This is a genomic window from Streptomyces sp. NPDC003011, from assembly GCF_053591515.1.
In genome coordinates, this window is record NZ_JBSFTY010000056.1 from 36435 (window position 1) to 58655 (window position 22221).

The following is a 22221-nucleotide window of genomic DNA, read 5'->3' on the forward strand; positions in this document are numbered from 1 at the left end:
GACGTCACCGGGGCGGGCGTCACACAGTCGTCCGCTCCGCGTACATCTTCGCGATCACCGCCTCGATGTCCGGCTCCCGCACCGACAGATCCACCAGCGGGTACTCCGCCGCGACCCGCGCCACCAGCGGCGCCGCCGACTGCGACGCCGGGAACGCCAGCCACTGCCGGGCCCCGTCCACCCTCACCACCCGTGCGGGCGGCGGCGCCTCGATGGGCGGCAGCTCACGCTCCAGGTCCACCACGAGGATCCGTTCGCTCGCCCCCGCCTCGTGCAGCCCGGTGAGCGGCCCGTCGTACATCATCCGCCCCTGGTCGATGACCATCACGCGGGAGCACAACTGCTCGATGTCCTGGAGGTCGTGGGTGGTCAGCAGCACCGTGGTGCCCCGTTCGGCGTTCAACTCCCGCAGGAAGCCCCGCACCTTGGCCTTGGAGACGACGTCCAGCCCGATGGTCGGCTCGTCGAGGTAGAGCACCTCCGGGTCGTGCAGCAGGGCCGCCGCGATGTCGCCGCGCATCCGCTGGCCGAGCGACAGCTGCCGGACCGGGACCTCCAACAGGTCCGCGAGGCCGAGGAGTTCGACGAGGGCGTCGAGGTTCTCGCGGTACCGGCCGTCGGGGATGCGGTACATGCGGTGCATCAGCCGGTACGAGTCGATCAGCGGAAGGTCCCACCACAGCGTCGTACGCTGCCCGAACACCACCCCCATCCGGTGCGCCAGCCGTGTCCGCTCCCGCGACGGGTCGATGCCCGCGACCCGCAGCCGGCCCCCGCTCGGCGTCAGAATGCCGGTGAGCATCTTGATCGTCGTCGACTTCCCGGCACCGTTCGGGCCGATGTAGCCGACCATCTCGCCGCGGGCCACCCGGAAGGAGATCGAGTCGACCGCGCGCACCTGCCGCCGCTCCCGCCTCAGGAAGCCGGTCTTCCTGCGCACGTCGAAGACCTTCTCCAGCCGGTCCACCTCGATGAAACCCGTGTCCATCCGTCCTCAGCTTCCCGTACTCCGATACGACCGCAGCCCCGCCCGCCAGGCCAGCCCGGCCAGCCCGCAGCAGACCACCGCCACCAGCGGAGGCGTGAACGCCGCCCACTGCGGCACCGCCAGCGGATACGGCCGCCCCAGCACATAGGACGCCGGAACCCAGTTGACGAAGGCCACCGGGAACACGAACGTCACCCCGCGCACCAGTCCCCTGCCGAACACGGTCGGCGGATACTGCAACAGCGTCTGACCGCCGTACGTGAACGCGCTCTGCACCTCGGACGCGTCCTGCGCCACGAACTGGAAGGCCGCGCCCGCCACGAACACCGCAGAGAAGATCGCCCCGCCGCAGACCAGCATCACGGGCACCATCAGCACCTTGACCGGCGTCCAGCCGATGTCCAGCGCCACCAGCGCGTAGCCCAGCACCAGTGCCCCCTGGGTGATCCGGCCGAGCCGGCGCAGCGCGAAACGGTCCGCCGCGACCTGGGCCAGCACCGGCGCGGGCCGCACCAGCAGCGTGTCGAGCGTGCCGTCACGCACCCGCGAGCCCAGCCGGCCCGCCGAGCCGATCACCAGGTCCGCGATCCCGAAGGCCGTCGCCGACAGCCCGTACAGGAAGGCCACCTCGGGCAGCGTGTACCCGCCGAGCACGTCCACCTGCGAGAACATCAGCAAGATCGCGACGAAGTCCAGCCCGGTCACCAGCAGGGTGCCGAACACGGTCATCACGAAGGACACCCGGTAGGCCAGCGTGGAGCGGATCCACATCGCGGAGATCAGCCGGTAGGCACGCAGACCCTCCAGCAGACGGCTGCGCTCCGGCATCCGGTCGCCTGCCAGCAGACGGCTGCTCCCCGGCATCCGGTCGCCCTCCGGCACCCGGCCGCTCCCCGGCACACGGTCACTCTCACCCACCCTGGACCACCACCCGCCGGGTCGCCGCCCCCTGCACCAGCCGCCCGGCCGCCAGCAGCGCGACCGCCCACACCGCCTGGAACGCGAAGGCGGGCAGCGGATCGGTCTTCCCCATCAGCAGGTCGGCGGGCATCTGGAGCTGCGCCGCCCACGGCAGGGCCCGTACGACGTCGCCCAGCGCCCCCGGGAAGGCGTTCAGCGGCAGCGTCATCCCGGAGCAGAAGATGCCGGTGACCATCATCGCCTGCAGCGCGCCCGTGCCGTCCAGCAGCCAAAACCCGCTCAGCGCGACCAGGAAACGGATGCCGAAGCTGACGATCATCGCGAGCAGGACGGCGACCAGGAAGGCCAGCCAGGTCACCGCATCGTCCGCGAGCGCCGTGGGAAAGACGAGCGCCCCGAACACGAAGGGGATCACACCGCGCCCCAGCAGCTGGAACAGCGCGCGCCCCAGGTCGTGGGCCAGCCACCACAGTTGGAGGTCGACCGGCCGGTACAGGTCGATGGCCACGTCACCCGTGCGGATACGTTCCATGAGCTCGGCCTCGAAACCGCCGCCCTGGATCGCCAGCGTCGCGTACAGCGCCTGCCCCAGCCACACGTAGGTGACGGCCTGCGCCTGGTCGTACCCGCCCAGGTGCGGTCTCTCGTCCCACAGCGCCAGATACGTGTAGACGAGGATCAGCCCGAAGACGGTGTTCGTGAACACCCCCGCCGCCGTGGCCGCCCGATACGTCGCGTACCGTCGGAAGCCCCCCGACGCGACGGCCGCGTACAAGCGCGCCGAACCCACCGCAGTCGTCCTCCTCGCCGCACGACACCGAAGCGGAGGAGCCTAGTACTGCGGCGGCCCGGCAGGCCAGGCGTTTTCCGACCGCAACGCGTGCCGACTGTCGGGAACGGAACGCGTGGTGCGAGAGTCTTCAAGTGGGGGCGCAGAAGGCGTACGAGGCGTACGGGAACGTACGACGCGAAACAGGAGTCCGTGCACGACATGAGTGACGAGCCGCAGCCGCAGCAGCCGAAGCAGGGCTGGGCACCGAGAGAGCCCGAAGCGGCCGAAGAGCCCAGGTTCGGCGGGTCCGGGTCCGGCGAGTACGAGTCCGGGGGCCCCGAGTCCGCGGGGCCGGCGGGCAAGAAGGCCAAGCGGCCCCGGCGGACGGGCTGGCGGCGCGCCGTCCCCACCTGGCGGATGCTGCTCGCGGCGTTCGTCATGGGCGTCCTGCTGCTGACCGGCCTGTTCTTCCTCGGCTACTCGCTGGTCCAGATCCCGCCGGCCAACGCGCTCGCCACCAAGCAGAGCAACGTCTACCTGTACGCGGACGGCACCCAGCTCGCCCGCGACGGCGAGGTCAACCGGGAGAACGTGTCCCTCGGGCAGATCTCCAAGGACGCCCAGCACTCCGTCCTGGCCGCCGAGGACCGCGACTTCTACACCGAGTCCGCCATCGACCCCAAGGCGATGCTCCGCGCCGGCTGGAACACCGCCACCGGCAAGGGCAAGCAGTCCGGCTCGACGATCACCCAGCAGTACGTGAAGAACTACTACCTGGCCCAGGAGCAGACCGTCACCCGCAAGGTGAAGGAGTTCTTCATCTCGATCAAGCTGGACCGCACGGAGACCAAGGACCAGATCCTCGAGGGCTACCTCAACACCAGCTACTTCGGCCGCAACGCCTACGGTATCCAGGCCGCCGCCCAGGCCTACTACGGCGTCGACGCGATCGAGCTGGACGCCGCCAGGGGCGCCTACCTCGCCGCGCTGCTGAACGCGCCGAGCGAGTACGACGTCGTCGCCCACCCGGAGAACAAGGGCGCGGCGCAGGCCCGTTGGAACTACGTCCTGGACGGCATGGTCACCAAGGGCTGGCTGACCGCGTCCGAGCGGGCCGGCATGAAGTTCCCGATGCCGAAGGAGGCCACGGTCTCCACCGGCATGTCCGGGCAGCGCGGCTACATCGTCGACGCGATCAAGGACTACCTCACCGAGAACAAGATCCTCGACAAGGACCAGCTCGCCGTCGGCGGCTACCGCATCACCACCACGCTGGAGAAGGGCAAGCAGGACGCCTTCGTCGACGCGGTCAACGACCAGCTGATGGACAAACTCGACAAGAAGAACCGCAAGGTCGACACGTACGTCCGCGCGGGCGGCGCCGCCATCGACCCCAGGACCGGCAAGGTGCTCGCCATGTACGGCGGCATCGACTACGTGAAGCAGTACACGAACAACGCCACCCGCGGCGACTTCCAGGTCGGCTCCACCTTCAAGCCGTTCGTGTTCACCTCCGCCGTCCAGAACCACTCCGAGACGCAGGACGGCCGCGTCATCACCCCGAACACGATCTACGACGGCACCAACAAACGCCCCATCGTGGGCTGGGACGGCGGCACGTACGCGCCCGAGAACGAGGACCAGGTCTCCTACGGCGACATCACCGTCCGCGAGGCCACCGACAAGTCCGTCAACTCGGTGTACGCGCAGCTGGCCGTCGACGTCGGCTCCGACAAGGTCAAGGAGACCGCGATCGACCTGGGCATCCCGGCGGACACCCCCGACCTGACCGCGTCCCCGTCCATCGCGCTCGGCCCGTCCACCGCGAGCGTCCTGGACATGGCCCAGGCGTACGCCACCCTCGCCAACCACGGCCGGCACGGCACGTACACGATGATCGAGAAGATCACCAGGGGCGGCGCCGGCGACATCGAGCTGCCCCGGCAGAAGACCAGCCAGGCCGTCAGCCGCGAGGCCGCCGACACCACGACGTCGGTCCTGCGGAGCGTCGTCGAGAACGGCACGGCCACCGCCGCGCAGGCCGCCGGCCGTCCCGCCGCGGGCAAGACCGGCACGGCCGAGGAGGACACGGCCGCCTGGTTCGCCGGCTACACGCCCGACCTCGCCACCGTCGTCTCCGTCATGGGCCAGGACCCGGTGACCGCCGCCCACAAGCCGCTGTACGGGGCGATGGGACTGGCCCGGGTCAACGGCGGCGGCGCCCCGGCCGAGATCTGGGCGCAGTTCACCAAGGACGCCCTCAAGGGCGAGCCGGTCGCCGACTTCGACCTCCAGCTCCAGCCGGGCTCCACGGAGTCCGAGGCCCCCGGCACCGACGTCCCCGTGGACCCGACCGACGGCTCCACCACCACCGACGGGGGCACCACGGACGGCACCACCGGCGGCGCCACCACGGACGGGACGACCGGGGGCACCACCGACGGCACCACCACCACCGGCGGGGGCACCACGGACGGCACCACCGGCGGCGCCACCACGGACGGGACGACCGGGGGCACCACCGACGGCTCCACCACCACCGGCGGCGGTACGACGGCCGGGACCACGGGAGACCCCACCGGCGATCCCACGGACGGCTCCACCACGGACGGCGGCGCCACCGGGGACACCACCGGCTCCACCACGGACGGCACGCAGCAAGGGGCGACGAGCGGCACCACCCCCCAGCTGTCGAGCCGCCGGGAGTGACGCCCGGCACGCCGCCGAGCGAGGAAAGGGCTGGTGACCGTGGTCACCAGCCCTTTCGTCACCGCTGATTCAGAGGTACAGCCCGGTCGAGTCCTCGGACCCCTCGAAGCGGTCCGCGGCCACCGCGTGCAGATCACGCTCACGCATGAGGACGTACCCGACGCCCCGCACCTCCACCTCGGCCCGGTCCTCCGGGTCGAACAGGACCCGGTCGCCCGGCTCCACGGTCCGTACGTTCTGCCCCACGGCGACGACCACCGCCCACGCCAGCCGGCGCCCGACGGCCGCGGTGGCCGGAATCAGGATCCCGCCACCGGAACGCCGCTCGCCCTCACTGGTGTCCTGCCGCACGAGTACCCGGTCGTGCAGCATCCGGATGGGCAGCTTGTCGTGCTGGGTGCTGTGCTCGTTTCTGTTGGCGCTCACGGCACTGAACCTACCTGGCCTCGACGCGTCCGTATGCCGGTGGGTCAGCCCTTCCGCCGCCGGGTTCCCAGGGCGAGCAGCCCCACGAGCCCGACCACGACGAGCGCCACGGGCACGACCCGCTCCAGCCGGGGCGCGCCGTCCTCGTCGACGAACTGGGCCTTCGCCTCGCTCACCGCCCGGTTGACCCCGACGTAGGCCCGCCCGAGTGTGTGATCGATGTTCGACGCGACCTTGGCCTTGGCATCGCCCACGATCGTCCTGGGGTGCACCCGCACCCCGATCTCGTCGAGCGTCTCGGCCAGCATCGCGCGGCGGCGCTTGATGTCCGCCTCGATCTGCGCCGGGGTTCGCGTGTCCGACGTCTCCGCCACCGTAAGGCCTCCGAAGTCAGCTGATGCCTGTTGCTGTCGCCTGTCACTGCTGCCTGTCAGTGCTGCTTGTTGCGGACAGTCTGTCAGCTCCGCCCGCCGCCGCACTGTCAGGACCCCCGGTTACGCTAGCCCGATGAGCGAGCGACTCCAGCCCGGGGATGCAGCCCCCGCCTTCACCCTCCCCGACGCCGACGGCAAAGAGGTCTCCCTGTCGGACTACCGGGGACGCAAGGTCATCGTCTACTTCTACCCCGCGGCCCTGACCCCAGGCTGCACCAAGCAGGCCTGTGACTTCACCGACAACCTCGACGTGCTGGCCGGCGCGGGATACGACGTCATCGGGATCTCCCCGGACCAGCCCGAGAAACTGGCGAAGTTCCGCGACAAGGAGAACCTGAAGGTCACCCTCCTGGCAGACCCGGACAAGAAGGTCACCGAGGCCTACGCCGCCTTCGGCGAGAAGAAGAACTACGGCAAGACGTACCTGGGCGTGATCCGCTCCACGGTCGTCATCGACGAGGACGGCAAGGTCGAACGGGCCCTCTACAACGTCCGCGCGACAGGCCACGTAGCGAAGATCATCAAGGACCTGGGGATCTGATCCCGCGTTTCCCCCGACGGCGGCTCGCACCGGAACGACCCGGTACGAGCCGCTTCACGTTTCGAGCGTGACTGTCCGATAAGCGGTTCGTTACTCCGTACGAGACCACGAACACGTGGCCGGGGTACGGAGGGGATCGATGGGGACCAGTGCGTATCCGAAGGAGCGGCTGGAGGAGGCGGCTCGGGGGTCACGGACCTTGTCGGAGGCGTTGGCGAGGCTGGGGGTCGATCCGCGGAGTTCGACCCGCCGGTATGTCCTCGAGCGGATGAGGAAGCTGGGGGTGGACGTTTCGCACTTCGAGCGGGAGGGGGTGCGCTGGACCCGGGAGGTCCTTCAGGCAGCGGTCTCGGCGTCGACGAACATGTGCGAGGTGCTGCGCCATCTCGGACTCGAGGTGGTCGGCGGGCACCACACGCACATCAGCCGACGGGTCAAGGCGTACGGGATCGACACCTCCCACTTCCAGGTACCGACCCGGCGCGGCAGGGCTTGGCGACCCCGCACACCCGAAGGCCTGCTCGTCGAGCAGCCGACCGCTGAGGCCCGGCGCGTCCCGAGTGACCGGCTCCGATGGGCGATGACGGTCAGAGGTGTCCCCGAGCGGTGTGCCCTCTGCGGCACGGCAGCGGTATGGCGAGGTCGTCCGCTCCCCCTGGAGGTCGACCACATCGACGGCAACTGGCGGGACAACCGCATCGAGAACCTGCGACTGCTGTGCCCCAACTGCCATTCGACGACGGATAGTTATCGGGGCCGCGGCAAGAAGCGCGTCTCATGACCAACGGCACGCAGTGCGCCCGCGAGCGGCTGACCGAAATGGCCAAGCGCCCCTATATCAGACGGCCTCGCCCCGCAGTGGACGAGCTACGAGCCGCCGTTGCCGAGTCGCTCTCCCTCGCTGAGGTCCTACGCAGGCTCGATCGCCCCGGCAACGGCGGGCAGCGCGCACAGGTGCAGAGCTGGATCACCGAACACGGCATCCCGACCTCGCATTTCCTGGGACAGGCACACCAGCGGGGAAAGCCGAGCACGGCCGCCAAACACCCAGAGGATGTACTGGTACGCCACGACGGCGCGCGCCGCACGGCGACAAAGCGGTTGCGCCGTGCACTGCTCGCTGTGGGCGTGGTCGAGAAGTGCGCCAAGTGCGGAACCGGTCCCGAGTGGCTCGGCAAGCCCATGACCCTGGAAATTGATCACATCAACGGGGACTGGAGCGACGACAGGCGGGAAAACCTGCGGTTGTTGTGCCCCAACTGTCACGCGATCACCAGCACATGGTGCAGCGGGGGCCGGGGACAGCAGACAGTACGCAGCGCCCAGTAGAGTAGGCACCGCTGCGGGCCCGTACCCCAGCTGGTTAAGAGGGCAGCGGTTTAGATCCGTTGTGTCGTGGGTTCGAGTCCCACCGGGCCCACTGGAAAACTAGGCCCCGTACCTTCGATTGAAAGGTACGGGGCCGACCTCCACGTCTCAGCCCACCAACTCCCGCACCACCGCCACCAACCCCCGGAACGCCTGCCCCCGATGGCTGATCGCGTTCTTCTCCTCCGCGCTCAGTTCGGCGCACGTCCGCGTGTCCCCCTCCGGCTGGAGGATCGGGTCGTAGCCGAAGCCGTTCGTGCCGGCGGGCGTGTGCCGCAGCACTCCCCGGAGCCGGCCCTCGACCACCCGTTCCGTGCCGTCCGGCAATGCGAGGGCCGCCGCGCACGCGAAGTGGGCGCCGCGGTGTTCGTCGGCGATGTCGGACAGCTGGGCCAGCAGGAGGTCCAGGTTGGCCTGGTCGTCGCCGTGGCGGCCGGCCCAGCGGGCGGAGAAGATGCCGGGGGCGCCGTTGAGGACGTCGACACACAGGCCGGAGTCGTCGGCGACGGCGGGCAGGCCGGTGGCCTGGGCGAGGGCGTGGGCCTTGAGCAGGGCGTTCTCGGCGAACGTGACGCCCGTCTCCTTGACGTCGGGGATGTCGGGGTAGGCGTCCGCGCCGACGAGGTCGTGCGGGAGACCTGCGTCGGCGAGGATCGCCCTGAGTTCGGTGATCTTTCCGGCGTTGCGGGTGGCGAGGATCAGGCGGGTCATGGGGTCCAGTATTCCGGCCCCGCCCATCGCCGCTCTACGGGGTGCAGACCTTCGTCAGTTCGCCCGCCGCGTCCGTGACCGGGCTGAGGTCGGGCGTCTCGTCGCCCTGCTCGACCGCCGTGCGGACGTTGGTGACGGCCGCGGCGAGGTCGTCGACGGCCTTGTTGACGTCGGCGTTGTCGGTCTTGTCGCCGATCTCGTCGAGGTTCTGGTCGATGGAGTCGAGGGACTCCTGAAGCTGTGTCGGGTCGTTCGACGCGCTCTCCACGGCCTGCTGGAGATCCGTGACGCTGTCGGCGATGGCGTCGGCGGTCTGGACGCAGTCCAGTGCCTTGTTGACGGCATCGCAGCCGGTGGTGAGGCCGACCGTCAGCCCGACCGCCGCGACGGCGGCGGCGATGGCGGTACGGCGACTTCGGCGGCGTCGGCTCGCGGCCATGGATCTGTTCCCTCCCGTTGGGGATCGGCCCCCGGTGGGCCCCCCGTGCTGGCCGGGCGCACGGTGGTGTGCCGTGCGCCCGTACCCCTAGTGACGCAGGGGCGGTCGGCGCGGTTGCCCGCGGCTTCCGTCCTTCTTGGTGCGCTCTTTACTTTTCGAGGACCGTATCAAGTGCCGTGCGCTGCAGGGCGGCCAGGTCGGTGCAGCCGGCGACCGCGAGGTCCAGCAGGGAGTTGAGCTCCTCGCGGGCGAAGGGTTCGGCCTCGGCGGTGCCCTGGACCTCGACGAAGCGGCCGTCGCCGGTGCAGACGACGTTCATGTCGGTCTCGGCGCGTACGTCCTCCTCGTAGCGGAGGTCCAGCAGCGGGACTCCGCCGACGATGCCGACCGACACCGCGCTGACCGTGCCGGTCAGGGGCCGGCGGCCGGCCTTGATGAGTTTCTTGCCCTGGGCCCAGGAGACGGCGTCGGCGAGGGCCACGTACGCGCCGGTGATGGCCGCGGTGCGGGTGCCGCCGTCGGCCTGGAGGACGTCGCAGTCGAGGACGATGGTGTTCTCGCCGAGGGCCTTGTAGTCGATGACCGCGCGCAGGGAGCGGCCGATGAGGCGGCTGATCTCGTGGGTGCGGCCGCCGATCTTGCCGCGGACGGACTCGCGGTCGCCGCGGGTGTTGGTGGCGCGGGGCAGCATCGAGTACTCGGCGGTGACCCAGCCTTCGCCGCTGCCCTTGCGCCAGCGCGGGACGCCTTCGGTGACGGAGGCGGTGCAGAAGACCTTGGTGTCGCCGAAGGAGACGAGGACGGAGCCCTCGGCGTGCTTGCTCCAGCCGCGTTCGATGGTGACCGGGCGGAGTTGTTCGGGGGTGCGGCCGTCGATTCGAGACATGGCGCTGAGCCTATCCGTACATACGGAAGGGGCCCCTCCCCCGGTGGGAAAGGGCCCGTTCGAGCGAGCGCGCGCCGTCAGGGACGGTGGCTGGGGTGGTTCACATGAGGTCTTCGATCTCCGCGGCGATCGGGTCGGCGTCGGTGCCGATGACGACCTGGATGGCGGTGCCCATCTTCACGACTCCGTGGGCGCCGGCGGCCTTCAGGGCGGCCTCGTCGACCTTGCCGGCGTCGACGACCTCGGTGCGCAGGCGGGTGATGCAGCCCTCGACCTCTTCGATGTTGTCGATGCCGCCGAGCCCGGCGACGATCTTCTCAGCCTTGGTGGCCATGTTCCTTCTCCCTGATCCGAACCGCTTTTTGGCAGTAACCCACAGTTGGCCCATCTTCGCGAGCGATCGTGGCGCACGTACCGAAAGATGACGTCACAGCACCGAAATCGTCCGTAGCTGGTCTACACCACCTGACAGGCGGTCGCCAAACCATGAGTGCCGAGAGTGCCGACACCACGGTCAGCCCCGGGCGCGCCCGCTTGAACCGCCTGTTCCAGGGTCTGCAGAAGATGGGCCGCAGTCTGCAGCTCCCGATCGCCGTGCTGCCGGCGGCGGGCATTCTCAACCGGCTGGGCCAGCCTGATGTGTTCGGTGACGACGGGCTGGGCTGGACGAACGTCTCCAAGGTGATGGCGGGCGCGGGTGGCGCGCTGCTGGACGGCACGCTGGGGCTGCCTCTCCTCTTCTGTGTCGGTGTGGCGATCGGCATGGCGAAGAAGGCGGACGGTTCGACGGCGCTCGCGGCGGTGACGGGTTTCCTCGTCTATTTCTCCGTGCTGCGCCAGTTCCCGGAGGATTGTCCTGACGGGGCGAAGGCCGTTCCCGGCATCGGCTGCCAGGCGACGGCCGACGGCGCGGTGACGGCGTTCACCTTCCAGAATCCGGGCGTGTTCGGCGGGATCGTCATGGGTCTGCTGTCGGCCTACTTCTGGCAGCGCTTCCACCGCACGAGGCTGGTGGACTGGCTCGGTTTCTTCAACGGCCGCCGGCTGGTGCCGATCATCATGGCGTTCGTCGCGATCGCGTTCGCGGCGCTGTGTCTGTGGGTGTGGCCGCCGATCGGTGACGCGCTGGAGAGTTTCAGCGACTGGCTGGACGGCCTGGACGCGTGGGGTGCGGGCATCTTCGGTGTGGCGAACCGGGCGCTGCTGGTGATCGGGCTGCACCAGTTCCTGAACGTGCCCATCTGGTTCCAGTTCGGGACGTACACGAAGCCGGACGGCACAGTGGTGCACGGGGACATCAACATGTTCCTGGCGGGCGACCCGGACGCGGGTCAGTTCACGTCGGGCTTCTTCCCGATCATGATGTTCGCGCTGCCGGCCGCGGCGCTGGCGATCACGCACTGTGCGAAGCCGCATCGCCGCAAGGAGGTGGGCGGTCTGATGCTGTCGGTGGCGCTGACGTCGTTCGTCACGGGGATCACGGAACCGATCGAGTACTCGTTCTTGTTCATCGCGCCGCTGTTGTACGTGGTGCACGCGCTGCTGACGGGTGTGTCGATGGCGGTGACGTGGGCGTTCGGGGTGCGTGACGGTTTCAGCTTCTCGGCGGGCCTGATCGACTACGTGATCAACTGGAACCTCGCGACGCGGCCGTGGGCGATCATCCCGATCGGCCTGTGTTTCGCTGCCGTCTACTACGTGATCTTCCGGTTCGCGATCACGCGGTTCGATCTGAAGACTCCGGGGCGGGAGCCGGAGGAGGAGGTCGAGGACGTCACCAAGGGGTAGCTCGCCGTAGCTCCGTCGTCACGGTTTTCGCGGGTTCCTTATCTCTCCTTCATCGTGCTACAACATGGTCTACACCACTGAGTGGTGTAGACCACCACCCGATGGAGGAAGTATGAGCTCCGCCACCGCAACGGCGACCCCCGCCAAGAAGCGGGGATCCGGTCTGTTCCAGGGCCTGCAGAAGGTCGGCCGCAGCCTGCAGCTCCCGATCGCCGTGCTGCCGGCGGCGGGGCTGATAGTCCGGCTCGGCCAGCCGGACGTCTTCGGGGCCGACGGCCTCGGCTGGGACAAGGTCGCCTCGGTCTTCAACAACGCCGGCGGCGCGATCACCGGCAACCTCCCGATGCTCTTCTGCATCGGCGTCGCCATCGGTTTCGCCAAGAAGGCCGACGGCTCGACCGCGCTCGCCGCGCTGGTGGGCTTCCTGGTCTACAGCAAGGTCCTCGAGTCCTTCCCGGTGACCGAGGCCAAGGTCACCAAGGGTGCGGACATAGCCGCGACCTACAACAACCCCGGGGTCCTCGGCGGCATCGTCATGGGTCTGCTCGCCGCGGTGACCTGGCAGAGGTTCCACCGTACGAAGTTGGTCGACTGGCTCGGCTTCTTCAACGGGCGCCGGCTCGTTCCGATCATCATGGCCTTCGTCGGCATCGTCGTCGGTGTCTTCTTCGGGCTCATCTGGGAGCCCATCGGCGAGGGCATCGGGAACTTCGGCGAGTGGATGACCGGGCTGGGCTCCTTCGGTGCCGCCCTCTTCGGTCTGATCAACCGTGCGCTGATCCCCATCGGCATGCACCAGTTCGTCAACACGGTGGCCTGGTTCCAGCTCGGTGACTTCACCGACGCCGCCGGCCAGGTCGTCCACGGCGACTACAGCCGCTTCCTCGCCGGTGACCCGAGCGCCGGGATGTTCATGACCGGCTTCTTCCCGATCATGATGTTCGGTCTGCCTGCCGCCGCCCTCGCCATGGCCCACACGGCCCGACCCGAGCGGCGCAAGGCCGTGATGGGCATGATGGTCTCGCTGGCGCTGACGTCCTTCGTGACCGGCGTGACCGAGCCGATCGAGTTCTCGTTCATGTTCATCGCCCCGCTGCTCTACGTGATCCACGCGGTGCTGACGGCCGTGTCCATGGCCGTCACCTGGGGGCTGGGAGTGCACGCGGGCTTCAACTTCTCGGCCGGCTTCATCGACTACGCGCTGAACTGGAACCTCGCCACCAAACCCTGGCTGATCATCCCGATCGGCCTGGTCTTCGCGGCCGTCTACTACTTCGTCTTCCGCTTCGCCATCGTCAGGTTCAACCTTCCCACCCCGGGCCGTGAGCCCGAGGAGGAGGTCGAGGACCTCACCAAGGCGTGAGCCTCGCCGTACGCCAGGACGAAGGCCCCGGGACCGACCAGGTTCCGGGGCCTTCGCGCACGTACGGGGAGCTAGATCTCGTACGACATCCTCGGCACCGCCAGTTCCACCGGGCCGTCGAACACCGCACGCGCGTCGGTGAGGTTGACCTGGGGGTCGGTCCACGGGGGGATGTGGGTGAGGACCAGGCGGCGGGCACCTGCCCGGGCCGCCGTCTCACCCGCCTCGCGGCCGTTGAGGTGCAGGTCGGGGATGCTCTCCTTGCCGTGCGTGAAGGCTGCCTCGCACAGGAACAGGTCGGCGTCGCGGGCGAGTTCGTCCAGGGCGGGGGTGACGCCCGTGTCGCCGGAGTACGTCACGGCCTTCCCGCCGTGCTCGACGCGGATGCCGTAGGCCTCGACGGGGTGGGCCACCCGTTCGGTGTGGACCGTGAACGGGCCGAGGTCGAAGGTGGACGGCTTGACCGTGTGGAAGTCGAAGACCTCGCTCATGGAGGAGGCGGTGGGGGTGTCCGCGTAGGCCGTGGTGAGGCGGTGTTCCGTGCCCTCGGGTCCGTAGACGGGGATCGGGTCGCAGCGGCCGCCGTCGTGACGGTAGTAGCGCGCGACGAAGTACGCGCACATGTCGATGCAGTGGTCGGCGTGCAGGTGGCTGAGGAAGATCGCGTCGAGGTCGTAGAGACCGCAGTGGCGCTGCAACTCGCCCAGGGCACCGTTGCCCATGTCGAGGAGCAGCCGGTAGCCGTCGGCCTCTAGGAGGTAGCTCGAACAGGCCGATTCCGCGGACGGGAACGACCCCGAGCAGCCGACGACGGTGAGCTTCATAGAGCAGAAACCTCCGCTGGCGGAAATCCGGAAGATCGGGAACAGGGCGTCGGGGGGTCGTGCGGTCCGTCGAGCGTAAGGCGCGAAACCCATGGTCGCTCCTCCGCCAAGGGCTGTTGTGGGCGAACTCACCTGTGGTGTCACCGGTTCGGCTGGACCCGGGGCGCATGGGACCAGTGAGAGGGCGCGCGGCGGTCATCGCGCGCCGGTAACGTCGTGCGTATGGACACGTCCTGGTGGCTCGCGCTCGTCGCGGTGGTACTGCTCGCGCTGGTCGCCGTGCTCGTCGACGGCTGGGGGCGGGGGCATCGGCCCGCGGGCCGCAGAAGCCGGCCGCCGGGACGTCCGGGGGACGTCGGCGTGCGGCCCCGTCCGGCGGAGATCTGGTGGGCGAACGTGCCGTACGAGGACGGGTCGGACTCACAGGACCGGCCGTGTCTGGTGCTGGCGGTGCGCGGGCGCCGGGCGACCGTCGTGAAGATCACCAGCAAGTACCACGAGGAGCGGGCCGGGGTGATCCCGCTGCCGCCGGGGACGGTGGGCGACGCGCAGGGCCGCGCGAGTTTCCTGGAGACGGACGAGCTGCGTCAGGTGCCGGTGCGGGAGTTCCGGCGCCGGGCCGGGGTGGTGGACCCGGTCCTGTGGGACCAGGTCCGCCACCTGGCGAACTAGGGCGTGGGCTACGCCCAGAGCTGGCCCTGGAGCGTCTCGATGGCCTCTTCCGTCGTGGCCGCCGTGTAGACGCCGGTCGAGAGGTACTTCCAGCCGCCGTCGGCGACGACGAAGACGATGTCCGCGCTCTCGCCCGCCTTCAGCGCCCTGTTGCCGACGCCGATCGCGGCGTGCAGGGCGGCGCCGGTGGAGACGCCCGCGAAGATGCCCTCCTGCTGGAGGAGTTCCCGGGTGCGGGTGACCGCGTCGGCGGAGCCGACCGAGAAGCGGGTGGTGAGGACGGAGGCGTCGTACAGCTCCGGGACGAAGCCCTCGTCGAGGTTGCGCAGGCCGTACACCAGGTCGTCGTAGCGCGGCTCGGCGGCGACGATCTTCACGTCCGGCTTGTGCTCGCGCAGGTAGCGGCCGACGCCCATCAGGGTGCCGGTGGTGCCGAGTCCGGCGACGAAGTGGGTGACGGAGGGGAGGTCGGCGAGGATCTCCGGTCCGGTGCCGGCGTAGTGGGCGCCGGCGTTGTCCGGGTTGCCGTACTGGTAGAGCATCACCCAGTCGGGGTGCTCGGCGGACAGTTCCTTGGCGACCCGTACGGCGGTGTTGGAGCCGCCCGCGGCGGGCGACGGGATGATCTCGGCGCCCCACATGGCGAGCAGGTCACGGCGTTCCTGCGAGGTGTTCTCGGGCATCACGCACACCATGCGGTAGCCCTTGAGCTTGGCCGCCATGGCGAGGGAGATGCCGGTGTTGCCGGAGGTGGGCTCCAGGATGGTGCAGCCCGGGGTCAGCCGGCCGTCCTTCTCCGCCTGTTCGATCATGTGCAGGGCGGGGCGGTCCTTGACCGAGCCGGTGGGGTTGCGGTCCTCCAGCTTGGCCCAGATGCGGACGTCGGAGGACGGCGAGAGCCGCGGCAGGCGCACCAGCGGGGTGTTGCCCACCGCGGCCAGCGGGGAGTCGTAACGCATCGGTGGTCAGCGGCCTCAGACCATGCCGCCGGCCACGGCCGGCAGGATCGTCACGTTGTCGCCGTCGGTGACCTTGGTGTTGATGCCGTCCAGGAAGCGGACGTCCTCGTCGTTGAGGTAGACGTTGACGAAGCGGCGCAGCTGGTCACCGTCCACGATGCGGGCCTGGATGCCCGCATGCCGGTTCTCGAGGTCGGCGAAGAGCTCGGCGAGGGTGTCCCCGTTGCCTTCCACCGCCTTCTGGCCGTCGGTGTACGGGCGGAGGATGGTCGGGATGCGGACCTCGATGGCCATGGCTCAGGGCTCCTGTCGGAAGTGGTCAGGTCGGTGGACGCGCGGCGGCGCAGTACAGCTGGGGTGGTGCGGGTCAGGATCCCCCACGCTCGGCTGCGCTCACGCGGGAGGTGCCCCCCATCGGCTCACGGCCGTGCGGCGGTGGGGAGCGGCGTCAACAGATGGCGCTGGCGAGCCTGCACAGGTCGACGTGCAGCCGCGCCACGAGCAGCATGCCCGGCGTCTTCTCGCTCACGTCGTCACAAACCATGGGCTCATCGTATCGATTCCCGGTCCGGATCCCTGTATGTGATCCCACATGGCGGACGGATTCCGTTCAGAAGGTGAGACCGTCGAGCTCAGGCGGACTTTCTGAGCACCAGACGGGTGGGGACGACCGCGGAGGCCGCGGCCGGGGTGCCGGGCCGCCGGGCGCGGTCGAACAGCAGCCGGGCCATCAGGCGGCCCATCTCCTCGACGTCCTGGTGGACGGTGGTCAGCGGCGGGTCGGTCGCTTCGGTGATCTCCGCCAGGTCGTCGAAGCCGACCACGGCCACGTCCTCGGGCACCCGGCGCCCGCGCTCCCGCAGCGTCCGCAGGGCTCCGGACGCCATGAGGTCCGAGGCGACGAAGACGGCGTCCAGGCCGGGACACCGGTCGAGCAGGGCGGCCATGGCGTCGGCGCCGCCCCGCTGGGTGTAGTCGGCCCTCTCGATCAGGGGGGACGCGTCGTCCGCGAGGGCGTCCCGGTAGCCGGCGAGCCGGTCGGCGGCGGAGTTCTCCTGGTCGTAGGGCCCGGTGACGGTCGCTATGCGGGTACGGCCGAGGGCGATCAGGTGCCGGACGGCCTGCCGGGCTCCGCCGCGGTTGTCGCCGTCGACGAAGGCCTGGCCGTGCACGGTGTCGCCCTCGCGCAGCAGCGGACGGCCGCCGAAGACGGCGGGCAGGCCGAGGCGGTCGATCATCTCGGGCAGCCGGTCGCCGGGGCGCAGGGAGAACAGCAGGGCCCCGTCGACATGGCCGCCGCCGAGATAGTCGGCCACGCGCGGGTAGTCGTCCGGCTCGTCCAGGAACAGCAGGACGGCCTGCGCGCCGTACCGGGCGAGTTCCCGGCGGATGCCGCGCAGCAGGCGGTCGAAGAACGGGTCGAGGAAGAGCCGGTTCTCCGGCTGGGCCGCCACGACCGCGACGGCGCCGGTGCGGTGGGTGACCAGTTGCCGGGCCGCCTGGTTGGGGACGTAGCCGAGTTCGGCGATGACTTCCCGGACGCGTTCGACGACCTCGGCGCGCACCTTGGGCTCGGCGTTGATCACCCGCGACACGGTGGACCTCGAGACTCCCGACCGGCGGGCGACATCCTCCAGCGTGGGGCGACGTCCGTGCGTCCACTGCGTCAACACCATCTCCGATACGGCCGGTTGTCCGGGGGCGTACGACGATCAGTATGCCTCCACGACCTTGATCTCCTCCTCCGTCACCTCGCCCTCGACGATCCGGAAGGAGCGGAACTGGAACGGGCCGGCCTCGTCGCTGTCGGCGGTGGAGACGAGGACGTAGTGGGCGCCGGGCTCGTTGGCGTAGGAGATGTCGGTGCGGGAGGGGTAGGCCTCGGTCGCGGTGTGGGAGTGGTAGATGATCACCGGCTCCTCGTCGCGGTCGTCCATCTCCCGGTAGAGCTTGAGCAGGTCGCCGGAGTCGAACTCGTAGAACGTGGGCGAGCGGGCCGCGTTCAGCATCGGGATGAAGCGCTCGGGGCGGCCCGAGCCCGCCGGGCCCGCGACCACGCCGCACGCCTCGTCGGGGTGGTCCGCGCGCGCGTGGGCGACGATCTGGTCGAACAGGGCCTGGGTGATGGTGAGCATGCGGTCAGGATAAGCAAAGGGGCCGGCCCGTACCGAGGACGGTACGGGCCGGCCCGCATCCTGGGCGCGGAGGTCAGCCGGTCTTCTGGAGCTCCGGCTCGCCGCCCCGGTCGGTGAGCCGAGGGCCGCGGCTCTTCAGGATCAGCCATCCGGTCCCGAGGGCGGCGAACCAGACCGCCATCACGTACAGGCAGACGCGGGCGTCGGCGTCGTACGCGATCAGGCCGGTGACGAAGAGCAGGAAGGCGATGGCGACGTAGCTGCACTTCGAGCCGCCCGGCGCCGGGAAGGAGGAGGCGGGCAGGCGGCCCGCCTCGACCGCGCGGCGGTACCGAACGTGGCTGATCAGGATCATCAGCCAGGTCCAGATGCCGGCCGCGGTGGCCACCGAGGTGACGTAGCCGAAGGCCTTCTCGGGGACGACGTAGTTCAGGACCACGCCGATGCCCATGAAGAGCACCGAGACGGTGACGCCGACGGCGGGGGCCTTGGTCGAGGACAGCTTCTTGAAGACCGCGGGGGCCTCACCGCTGTGGGCCAGGTTGCGCAGCATCCGGCCCGTGGAGTACATGCCGGAGTTGCAGGAGGACAGGGCGGCGGTCAGGACGACGAAGTTGACGATGGCGGCGCCCGCCGGGATGCCGATCTTCGCGAATGCCTCGACGAACGGGCTCACGCCCGGCGCGAACTCGGTCCACTTCACCACGCACAGGATGACGGTGAGGGCGCCGACGTAGAACAGCGCGATGCGCCAGGGCAGGGTGTTGATCGCCTTGGGGAGGGTCTTCTCGGGGTCCTCGGACTCGCCGGCCGTGACGCCGACCAGTTCGACGGCGAGGTAGGCGAACATGACGCCCTGGAGGGTCATCAGGGACGAGCCGACGCCCTTGGGGAAGAAGCCGTCGAAGGCCCAGAGGTTGGAGACGGCGGCGGTGTCACCGGCGGAGCTGAAGCCGAAGGTGAGGACGCCGAGGCCGATCACGATCATGCCGATCAGGGCGGTGACCTTGACCATCGAGAACCAGAACTCCAGCTCGCCGAAGAGCTTGACGGAGATCAGGTTGACCCCGAACAGGATCACCAGGAAGACCAGCGCCGTCACCCACTGCGGAATGGCCGGGAACCAGTAGTTGACGTAGATCGCGGCGGCGGTCAGTTCGGCCATGCCGGTGACCACCCACATCAGCCAGTACGTCCAGCCGGTGAAGTAGCCGAAGAACGGGCCGAGGAACTCGCGGGAGTACTCGGCGAAGGAGCCCGAGACCGGGCGGTAGAGCAGGAGCTCGCCGAGCGCCCGCATGATGAAGAAGATGATCACGCCCGCCAGGGCGTACATGAGGATGAGGCTGGGACCGGCCTTGGCGATGTTCGCCCCGGCGCCCAGGAAGAGGCCGACGCCGATGGCGCCGCCGATCGCGATCATCTGGACCTGGCGGCTGCCGAGCCCGCGCTCGTACCCCTCTTCCGACTCCTTCGGGGCCTGTTCCGTGTCGACCTGCGCTGAGGTCATGTGTGGTGCGCCTTTCTCCATGCCGACCCGGGCCTCTCGTCGGCCTCGGATCGGGTCTCGATCCCCCCGGATACTGGAGTTTTCTGCCTGCCGACGGTCGTCGGCCTGGTGGCGCACCCGAGCGAACCATGGGTGGTGTTCGCCGGGCGGTCGTGCAGATTTATCACGGCCGCCACATTGATCACCTGTGACGCGTGTGGCGCAGCACACAAGAAAAGGCGGACAAAGGCCACCCGTGAGGGGCATAGGTGTCCGCTGCGGTGATGTGATCGTTATCCGGATTTGAGTGTCCGTTGAGCGAACACACCATCTGCACAAGTCAGGGCATAAGGGTGCTGACGAGGGTCTCCTGGAGCCCGCCCAGCCACAGGTACGCCATCACCATCGGTTTGCGCGGGTCCTCGTCCGGGAGGTGGTAGAGCAGATCGCTGTCGTCCTCGTCGGTGATCTCCAGCCGGGAACCGATCGCGAGGCGCAGGTCGTTGAGGGTGCGCAGCCACTGCTGGGAGGCGCCCGGCGACAGCTTGAGGACCGCTCCGGTGTCACCGGCCGGGCCGAGCGCGTCCAGCGAGCGGATCACCGCGAGGGCGTTGTCCCGCTTGCCGGCCCGCAGGTCGTTCTCGGTGTAGCGGCGGAACTCGGCGGAGTGGGCCCGCTGCTCCTCGGCCTGCTTGGACCCCGGGGTGCCCTCCGGGTCGCCGTAGGCGTCGGGGAAGAGCCGCCGCAGGACGGGGTCGGACGGGGGCTCGCTGGGGCCGTCGGCGAACAGCTCGGCGAGCGGGTCGTCGGTGGGCTCCTCGGCGGGGCCGGGGCCGATGAGCTCCAGGAGCTGAACGGCCAGCGACCGGATGATGGAGATCTCGACGTCGTCGAGGGCGACGGCCGCGCCGCCGCCGGGGAGCGGTTCGAAGTGTCCTGGCATGGATTCTTTTCGCTGCTGGGCGGGCGCTGGGCTGCCGGGCGGACGCGGGGCTACTTGCGGTCCTGCTGGAGCGTGGCCCACAGGCCGTAGCCGTGCATGGCCTGCACGTCGCGCTCCATCTCCTCGCGACTGCCGCTGGAGACGACCGCCCGGCCCTTGTGGTGGACGTCGAGCATGAGCTTGGTGGCCTTGTCCTTGGAGTAGCCGAAGTACGTCTGGAAGACGTACGCCACATAGCTCATGAGGTTGACCGGGTCGTTGTGGACGATCGTGACCCAGGGGACGTCCGGCTCGGGGACGGCGAAGACTTCCTCCGCCGATTCGGTGCGTTCGGTCTCAAGGGGAGCGGGTGACGTCACATGGCCCATGCTGCCACGCTCCCTGCAAATCGTCACACTGACGAAATGGGGGTAGCATGCGTTGCCATGAACACAGCGGACCTTGGGCTGCCAGAAGAAGAAGAGCGCGGAGCGCTTCCTCGCAAGGGCGGTGGCGGGCGACGGGTGGGCGTTCCCTCGACCGCGCTCTTCACGGACCAGTACGAGTTCACGATGGTGCAGGCCGCCCTCAAGGGCGGTACCGCCGAACGGCGCAGCGTGTTCGAGGTCTTCACGCGCCGGCTGCCGGACGGGCGACGCTACGGCGTGGTGGCGGGCACCGGACGCGTCCTGGACGCGGTGGAGAACTTCCGGTTCGACGAGGACGTCCTCGGCTTCCTGCGCGAGCGCTCCATCGTCGACGAGCAGACCCTGGACTGGCTCGCCTCCTACCGCTTCTCGGGTGACATCTGGGGCTACCCGGAGGGCGAGGTGTACTTCCCGGGCTCGCCGGTCCTGCGGGTCGAGGGCTCCTTCGCCGAGTGCGTGCTGCTGGAGACCGTGATCCTGTCCATCCTCAACCACGACTCGGCGATCGCCGCGGCCGCCTCCCGCATGGCCGCCGCAGCCGGCGGGCGGCCCCTGATCGAGATGGGCGCCCGCCGCACCCACGAGCTGGCCGCGGTCGCCGCCTCACGCGCCGCGTACGTCGGCGGCTTCACCACCACCTCCGACCTGGCGGCGGGCTTCCGCTACGGCATCCCCACGGTGGGCACCTCCGCCCACGCCTTCACCCTCCTGCACGACCACGAGCGGGACGCCTTCCGGGCCCAGGTCGACTCGCTGGGCCGGGGCACCACGCTGCTCGTGGACACCTACGACGTGACCGAGGCCGTCCGGCTGGCCGTCGAGGTCGCCGGGCCTGAGCTGGGCGCCGTGCGGATCGACTCCGGGGACCTGCTGCTGGTCGCGCACCGGGTACGGCAGCAGCTGGACGAGCTGGGGGCCACCGAGACGAAGATCATCGTGACCTCGGACCTGGACGAGTACGCCATCGCCTCGATGGCCGCGGCGCCCGTGGACGCGTACGGCGTCGGCACCCAGCTGGTGACCGGCTCCGGGCACCCGACGGCCTCCATGGTCTACAAGCTGGTGGCCCGCGCCGAGTCCGCCGACCCGACGGCCCCGCTGGTGCCGGTGGCGAAGAAGTCGTCCGGCGGCAAGACCTCCGTCGGCGGCCGCAAGTGGGCCGCGCGGCGCCTGGACGAGCACGGGATCGCGGAGGCCGAGGTCGTCGGCACCGGGCCCGTGCCGGATGAACTGGCCGGCCGGCAGCTGCTGGTGGAGCTCGTCAAGGGCGGCGAGGTGGTGGCCCGGGAGCCGCTGGACGTCGTCCGCGACCGGCACGCCGCCGCCCGCGCCGGCCTGCCCCTGTCGGCGACCCAGCTGTCACGCGGAGAACCCGTCATTCCGACGGAGTACGCGCACGGGCCCTCGGGTAGCTAAAGCGGGTGCACCCGTCCACGCCAGGCCGTG

26 protein-coding genes and 1 tRNA gene are annotated in these 22221 nt (G+C 69.6%); 9 read left to right on the forward strand and 18 right to left on the reverse strand.

Translation table 11 applies throughout. The features are described from left to right. Window positions 1–19 precede the first annotated feature (19 nt). From ACWD0J_RS26790 to ACWD0J_RS26800, 3 genes are read right to left on the reverse strand one after another with little or no spacing between them, the layout of a single operon-like run. Window positions 20–988 (reverse strand): ABC transporter ATP-binding protein, encoded by a 969-nt coding sequence (locus ACWD0J_RS26790; protein WP_451498394.1) that lies wholly within the window; start codon window positions 986–988, stop codon window positions 20–22. 6 nt (window positions 989–994) lie between these two features. Next, a complete protein-coding gene (locus ACWD0J_RS26795) occupies window positions 995–1852 on the reverse strand; it encodes an ABC transporter permease (protein ID WP_451498426.1) in 858 nt (285 codons plus the stop codon). A 46-nt stretch (window positions 1853–1898) separates the two neighbouring features. Next, complete coding sequence (locus ACWD0J_RS26800) at window positions 1899–2699, reverse strand: ABC transporter permease (RefSeq protein WP_451498395.1); 801 nt, start codon at window positions 2697–2699, stop codon at window positions 1899–1901. A gap of 201 nt (window positions 2700–2900) precedes the next feature. On the opposite strand from ACWD0J_RS26800, the gene ACWD0J_RS26805 reads away from it, so the two are divergent. Then, a complete protein-coding gene (locus ACWD0J_RS26805; RefSeq protein WP_451498396.1) occupies window positions 2901–5390 on the forward strand; it encodes a transglycosylase domain-containing protein in 2490 nt (829 codons plus the stop codon). A gap of 69 nt (window positions 5391–5459) precedes the next feature. Here the strand turns inward: ACWD0J_RS26805 and ACWD0J_RS26810 are convergent, their stop codons facing one another. Together ACWD0J_RS26810 and ACWD0J_RS26815 are read right to left on the reverse strand one after the other, a co-directional pair. Continuing rightward, window positions 5460–5816 carry a GroES family chaperonin gene (locus ACWD0J_RS26810; protein ID WP_451498397.1) on the reverse strand — a complete coding sequence of 119 codons (357 nt, stop codon included), beginning with the start codon at window positions 5814–5816 and terminating at the stop codon, window positions 5460–5462. Between the two features lie 44 nt (window positions 5817–5860). Next, the gene (locus ACWD0J_RS26815; RefSeq protein ID WP_451498398.1) at window positions 5861–6190 is read right to left on the reverse strand and encodes a DUF3618 domain-containing protein; all 330 of its coding nucleotides are present in this window, start codon (window positions 6188–6190) and stop codon (window positions 5861–5863) included. A 133-nt stretch (window positions 6191–6323) separates the two neighbouring features. Between ACWD0J_RS26815 and bcp the strand changes: the two genes are divergently transcribed. From bcp to ACWD0J_RS26835, 4 genes are all read left to right on the forward strand, one after another. Then, window positions 6324–6791: a thioredoxin-dependent thiol peroxidase gene (gene bcp, locus ACWD0J_RS26820; RefSeq protein WP_451498399.1), complete on the forward strand. Its 468-nt coding sequence runs from the start codon at window positions 6324–6326 to the stop codon at window positions 6789–6791. Between the two features lie 139 nt (window positions 6792–6930). After that, entirely contained in the window at window positions 6931–7572 is a 642-nt protein-coding gene (locus ACWD0J_RS26825) for an HNH endonuclease signature motif containing protein (protein ID WP_451498400.1), read from the forward strand. Beyond that, on the forward strand, window positions 7569–8120 hold the full coding sequence (locus ACWD0J_RS26830; protein WP_451498401.1) for an HNH endonuclease signature motif containing protein: 552 nt from the start codon (window positions 7569–7571) through the stop codon (window positions 8118–8120). Before ACWD0J_RS26825 ends, ACWD0J_RS26830 begins: the two co-directional genes overlap by 4 nt. Before the next feature lie 15 nt (window positions 8121–8135). Next, a tRNA-Leu gene (locus ACWD0J_RS26835) sits at window positions 8136–8211 on the forward strand. 56 nt (window positions 8212–8267) lie between these two features. Here ACWD0J_RS26835 and rdgB read toward each other — a convergent pair. The 4 genes from rdgB to ACWD0J_RS26855 form a co-directional block, all read right to left on the reverse strand. Further along, window positions 8268–8870, reverse strand: coding sequence for an RdgB/HAM1 family non-canonical purine NTP pyrophosphatase (gene rdgB / locus ACWD0J_RS26840; RefSeq protein WP_451498402.1), 603 nt, complete (start codon window positions 8868–8870; stop codon window positions 8268–8270). 34 nt (window positions 8871–8904) lie between these two features. After that, window positions 8905–9309: a hypothetical protein gene (locus ACWD0J_RS26845; protein ID WP_451498403.1), complete on the reverse strand. Its 405-nt coding sequence runs from the start codon at window positions 9307–9309 to the stop codon at window positions 8905–8907. Window positions 9310–9457: 148 nt separating this feature from the next. Next, window positions 9458–10195: a ribonuclease PH gene (rph, locus tag ACWD0J_RS26850; RefSeq protein ID WP_451498404.1), complete on the reverse strand. Its 738-nt coding sequence runs from the start codon at window positions 10193–10195 to the stop codon at window positions 9458–9460. Between the two features lie 100 nt (window positions 10196–10295). After that, on the reverse strand, window positions 10296–10529 hold the full coding sequence (locus ACWD0J_RS26855; protein WP_286062649.1) for a PTS glucose/sucrose transporter subunit IIB: 234 nt from the start codon (window positions 10527–10529) through the stop codon (window positions 10296–10298). A 152-nt stretch (window positions 10530–10681) separates the two neighbouring features. On the opposite strand from ACWD0J_RS26855, the gene ACWD0J_RS26860 reads away from it, so the two are divergent. Then, the gene (locus ACWD0J_RS26860) at window positions 10682–11983 is read left to right on the forward strand and encodes a PTS transporter subunit EIIC (protein WP_451498427.1); all 1302 of its coding nucleotides are present in this window, start codon (window positions 10682–10684) and stop codon (window positions 11981–11983) included. 112 nt (window positions 11984–12095) lie between these two features. Next, the gene (locus ACWD0J_RS26865; RefSeq protein ID WP_451498405.1) at window positions 12096–13346 is read left to right on the forward strand and encodes a PTS transporter subunit EIIC; all 1251 of its coding nucleotides are present in this window, start codon (window positions 12096–12098) and stop codon (window positions 13344–13346) included. Between the two features lie 71 nt (window positions 13347–13417). Here the strand turns inward: ACWD0J_RS26865 and ACWD0J_RS26870 are convergent, their stop codons facing one another. Continuing rightward, complete coding sequence (locus ACWD0J_RS26870; RefSeq protein ID WP_451498406.1) at window positions 13418–14170, reverse strand: MBL fold metallo-hydrolase; 753 nt, start codon at window positions 14168–14170, stop codon at window positions 13418–13420. Window positions 14171–14392: 222 nt separating this feature from the next. Here ACWD0J_RS26870 and ACWD0J_RS26875 point away from each other — a divergent pair, with 222 nt between their 5' ends. Further along, complete coding sequence (locus ACWD0J_RS26875; protein WP_451498407.1) at window positions 14393–14842, forward strand: type II toxin-antitoxin system PemK/MazF family toxin; 450 nt, start codon at window positions 14393–14395, stop codon at window positions 14840–14842. 8 nt (window positions 14843–14850) lie between these two features. On the opposite strand, the gene ACWD0J_RS26880 is transcribed toward ACWD0J_RS26875, so the two are convergent. The 8 genes from ACWD0J_RS26880 to clpS form a co-directional block, all read right to left on the reverse strand. Then, entirely contained in the window at window positions 14851–15801 is a 951-nt protein-coding gene (locus tag ACWD0J_RS26880; protein WP_451498408.1) for a PLP-dependent cysteine synthase family protein, read from the reverse strand. Window positions 15802–15816: 15 nt separating this feature from the next. Then, the gene (locus ACWD0J_RS26885; protein ID WP_451498409.1) at window positions 15817–16095 is read right to left on the reverse strand and encodes a MoaD/ThiS family protein; all 279 of its coding nucleotides are present in this window, start codon (window positions 16093–16095) and stop codon (window positions 15817–15819) included. Window positions 16096–16249: 154 nt separating this feature from the next. Beyond that, window positions 16250–16345 (reverse strand): putative leader peptide, encoded by a 96-nt coding sequence (locus tag ACWD0J_RS26890; protein WP_353479674.1) that lies wholly within the window; start codon window positions 16343–16345, stop codon window positions 16250–16252. Window positions 16346–16433: 88 nt separating this feature from the next. Next, window positions 16434–17477, reverse strand: a complete 1044-nt coding sequence (locus ACWD0J_RS26895; protein WP_451498410.1) for a LacI family DNA-binding transcriptional regulator — start codon at window positions 17475–17477, stop codon at window positions 16434–16436. 36 nt (window positions 17478–17513) lie between these two features. Further along, entirely contained in the window at window positions 17514–17936 is a 423-nt protein-coding gene (locus ACWD0J_RS26900; RefSeq protein WP_451498411.1) for a Mov34/MPN/PAD-1 family protein, read from the reverse strand. Window positions 17937–18009: 73 nt separating this feature from the next. Next, window positions 18010–19446, reverse strand: coding sequence for an amino acid permease (locus ACWD0J_RS26905; protein WP_451498412.1), 1437 nt, complete (start codon window positions 19444–19446; stop codon window positions 18010–18012). 319 nt (window positions 19447–19765) lie between these two features. Next, entirely contained in the window at window positions 19766–20368 is a 603-nt protein-coding gene (locus ACWD0J_RS26910; RefSeq protein ID WP_451498413.1) for a DUF2017 domain-containing protein, read from the reverse strand. Between the two features lie 50 nt (window positions 20369–20418). Further along, window positions 20419–20736 carry an ATP-dependent Clp protease adapter ClpS gene (clpS, locus tag ACWD0J_RS26915; RefSeq protein WP_451498414.1) on the reverse strand — a complete coding sequence of 106 codons (318 nt, stop codon included), beginning with the start codon at window positions 20734–20736 and terminating at the stop codon, window positions 20419–20421. Window positions 20737–20793: 57 nt separating this feature from the next. On the opposite strand from clpS, the gene ACWD0J_RS26920 reads away from it, so the two are divergent. Next, window positions 20794–22191, forward strand: a complete 1398-nt coding sequence (locus ACWD0J_RS26920) for a nicotinate phosphoribosyltransferase (RefSeq protein ID WP_451498415.1) — start codon at window positions 20794–20796, stop codon at window positions 22189–22191. Window positions 22192–22221: the final 30 nt, after the last annotated feature.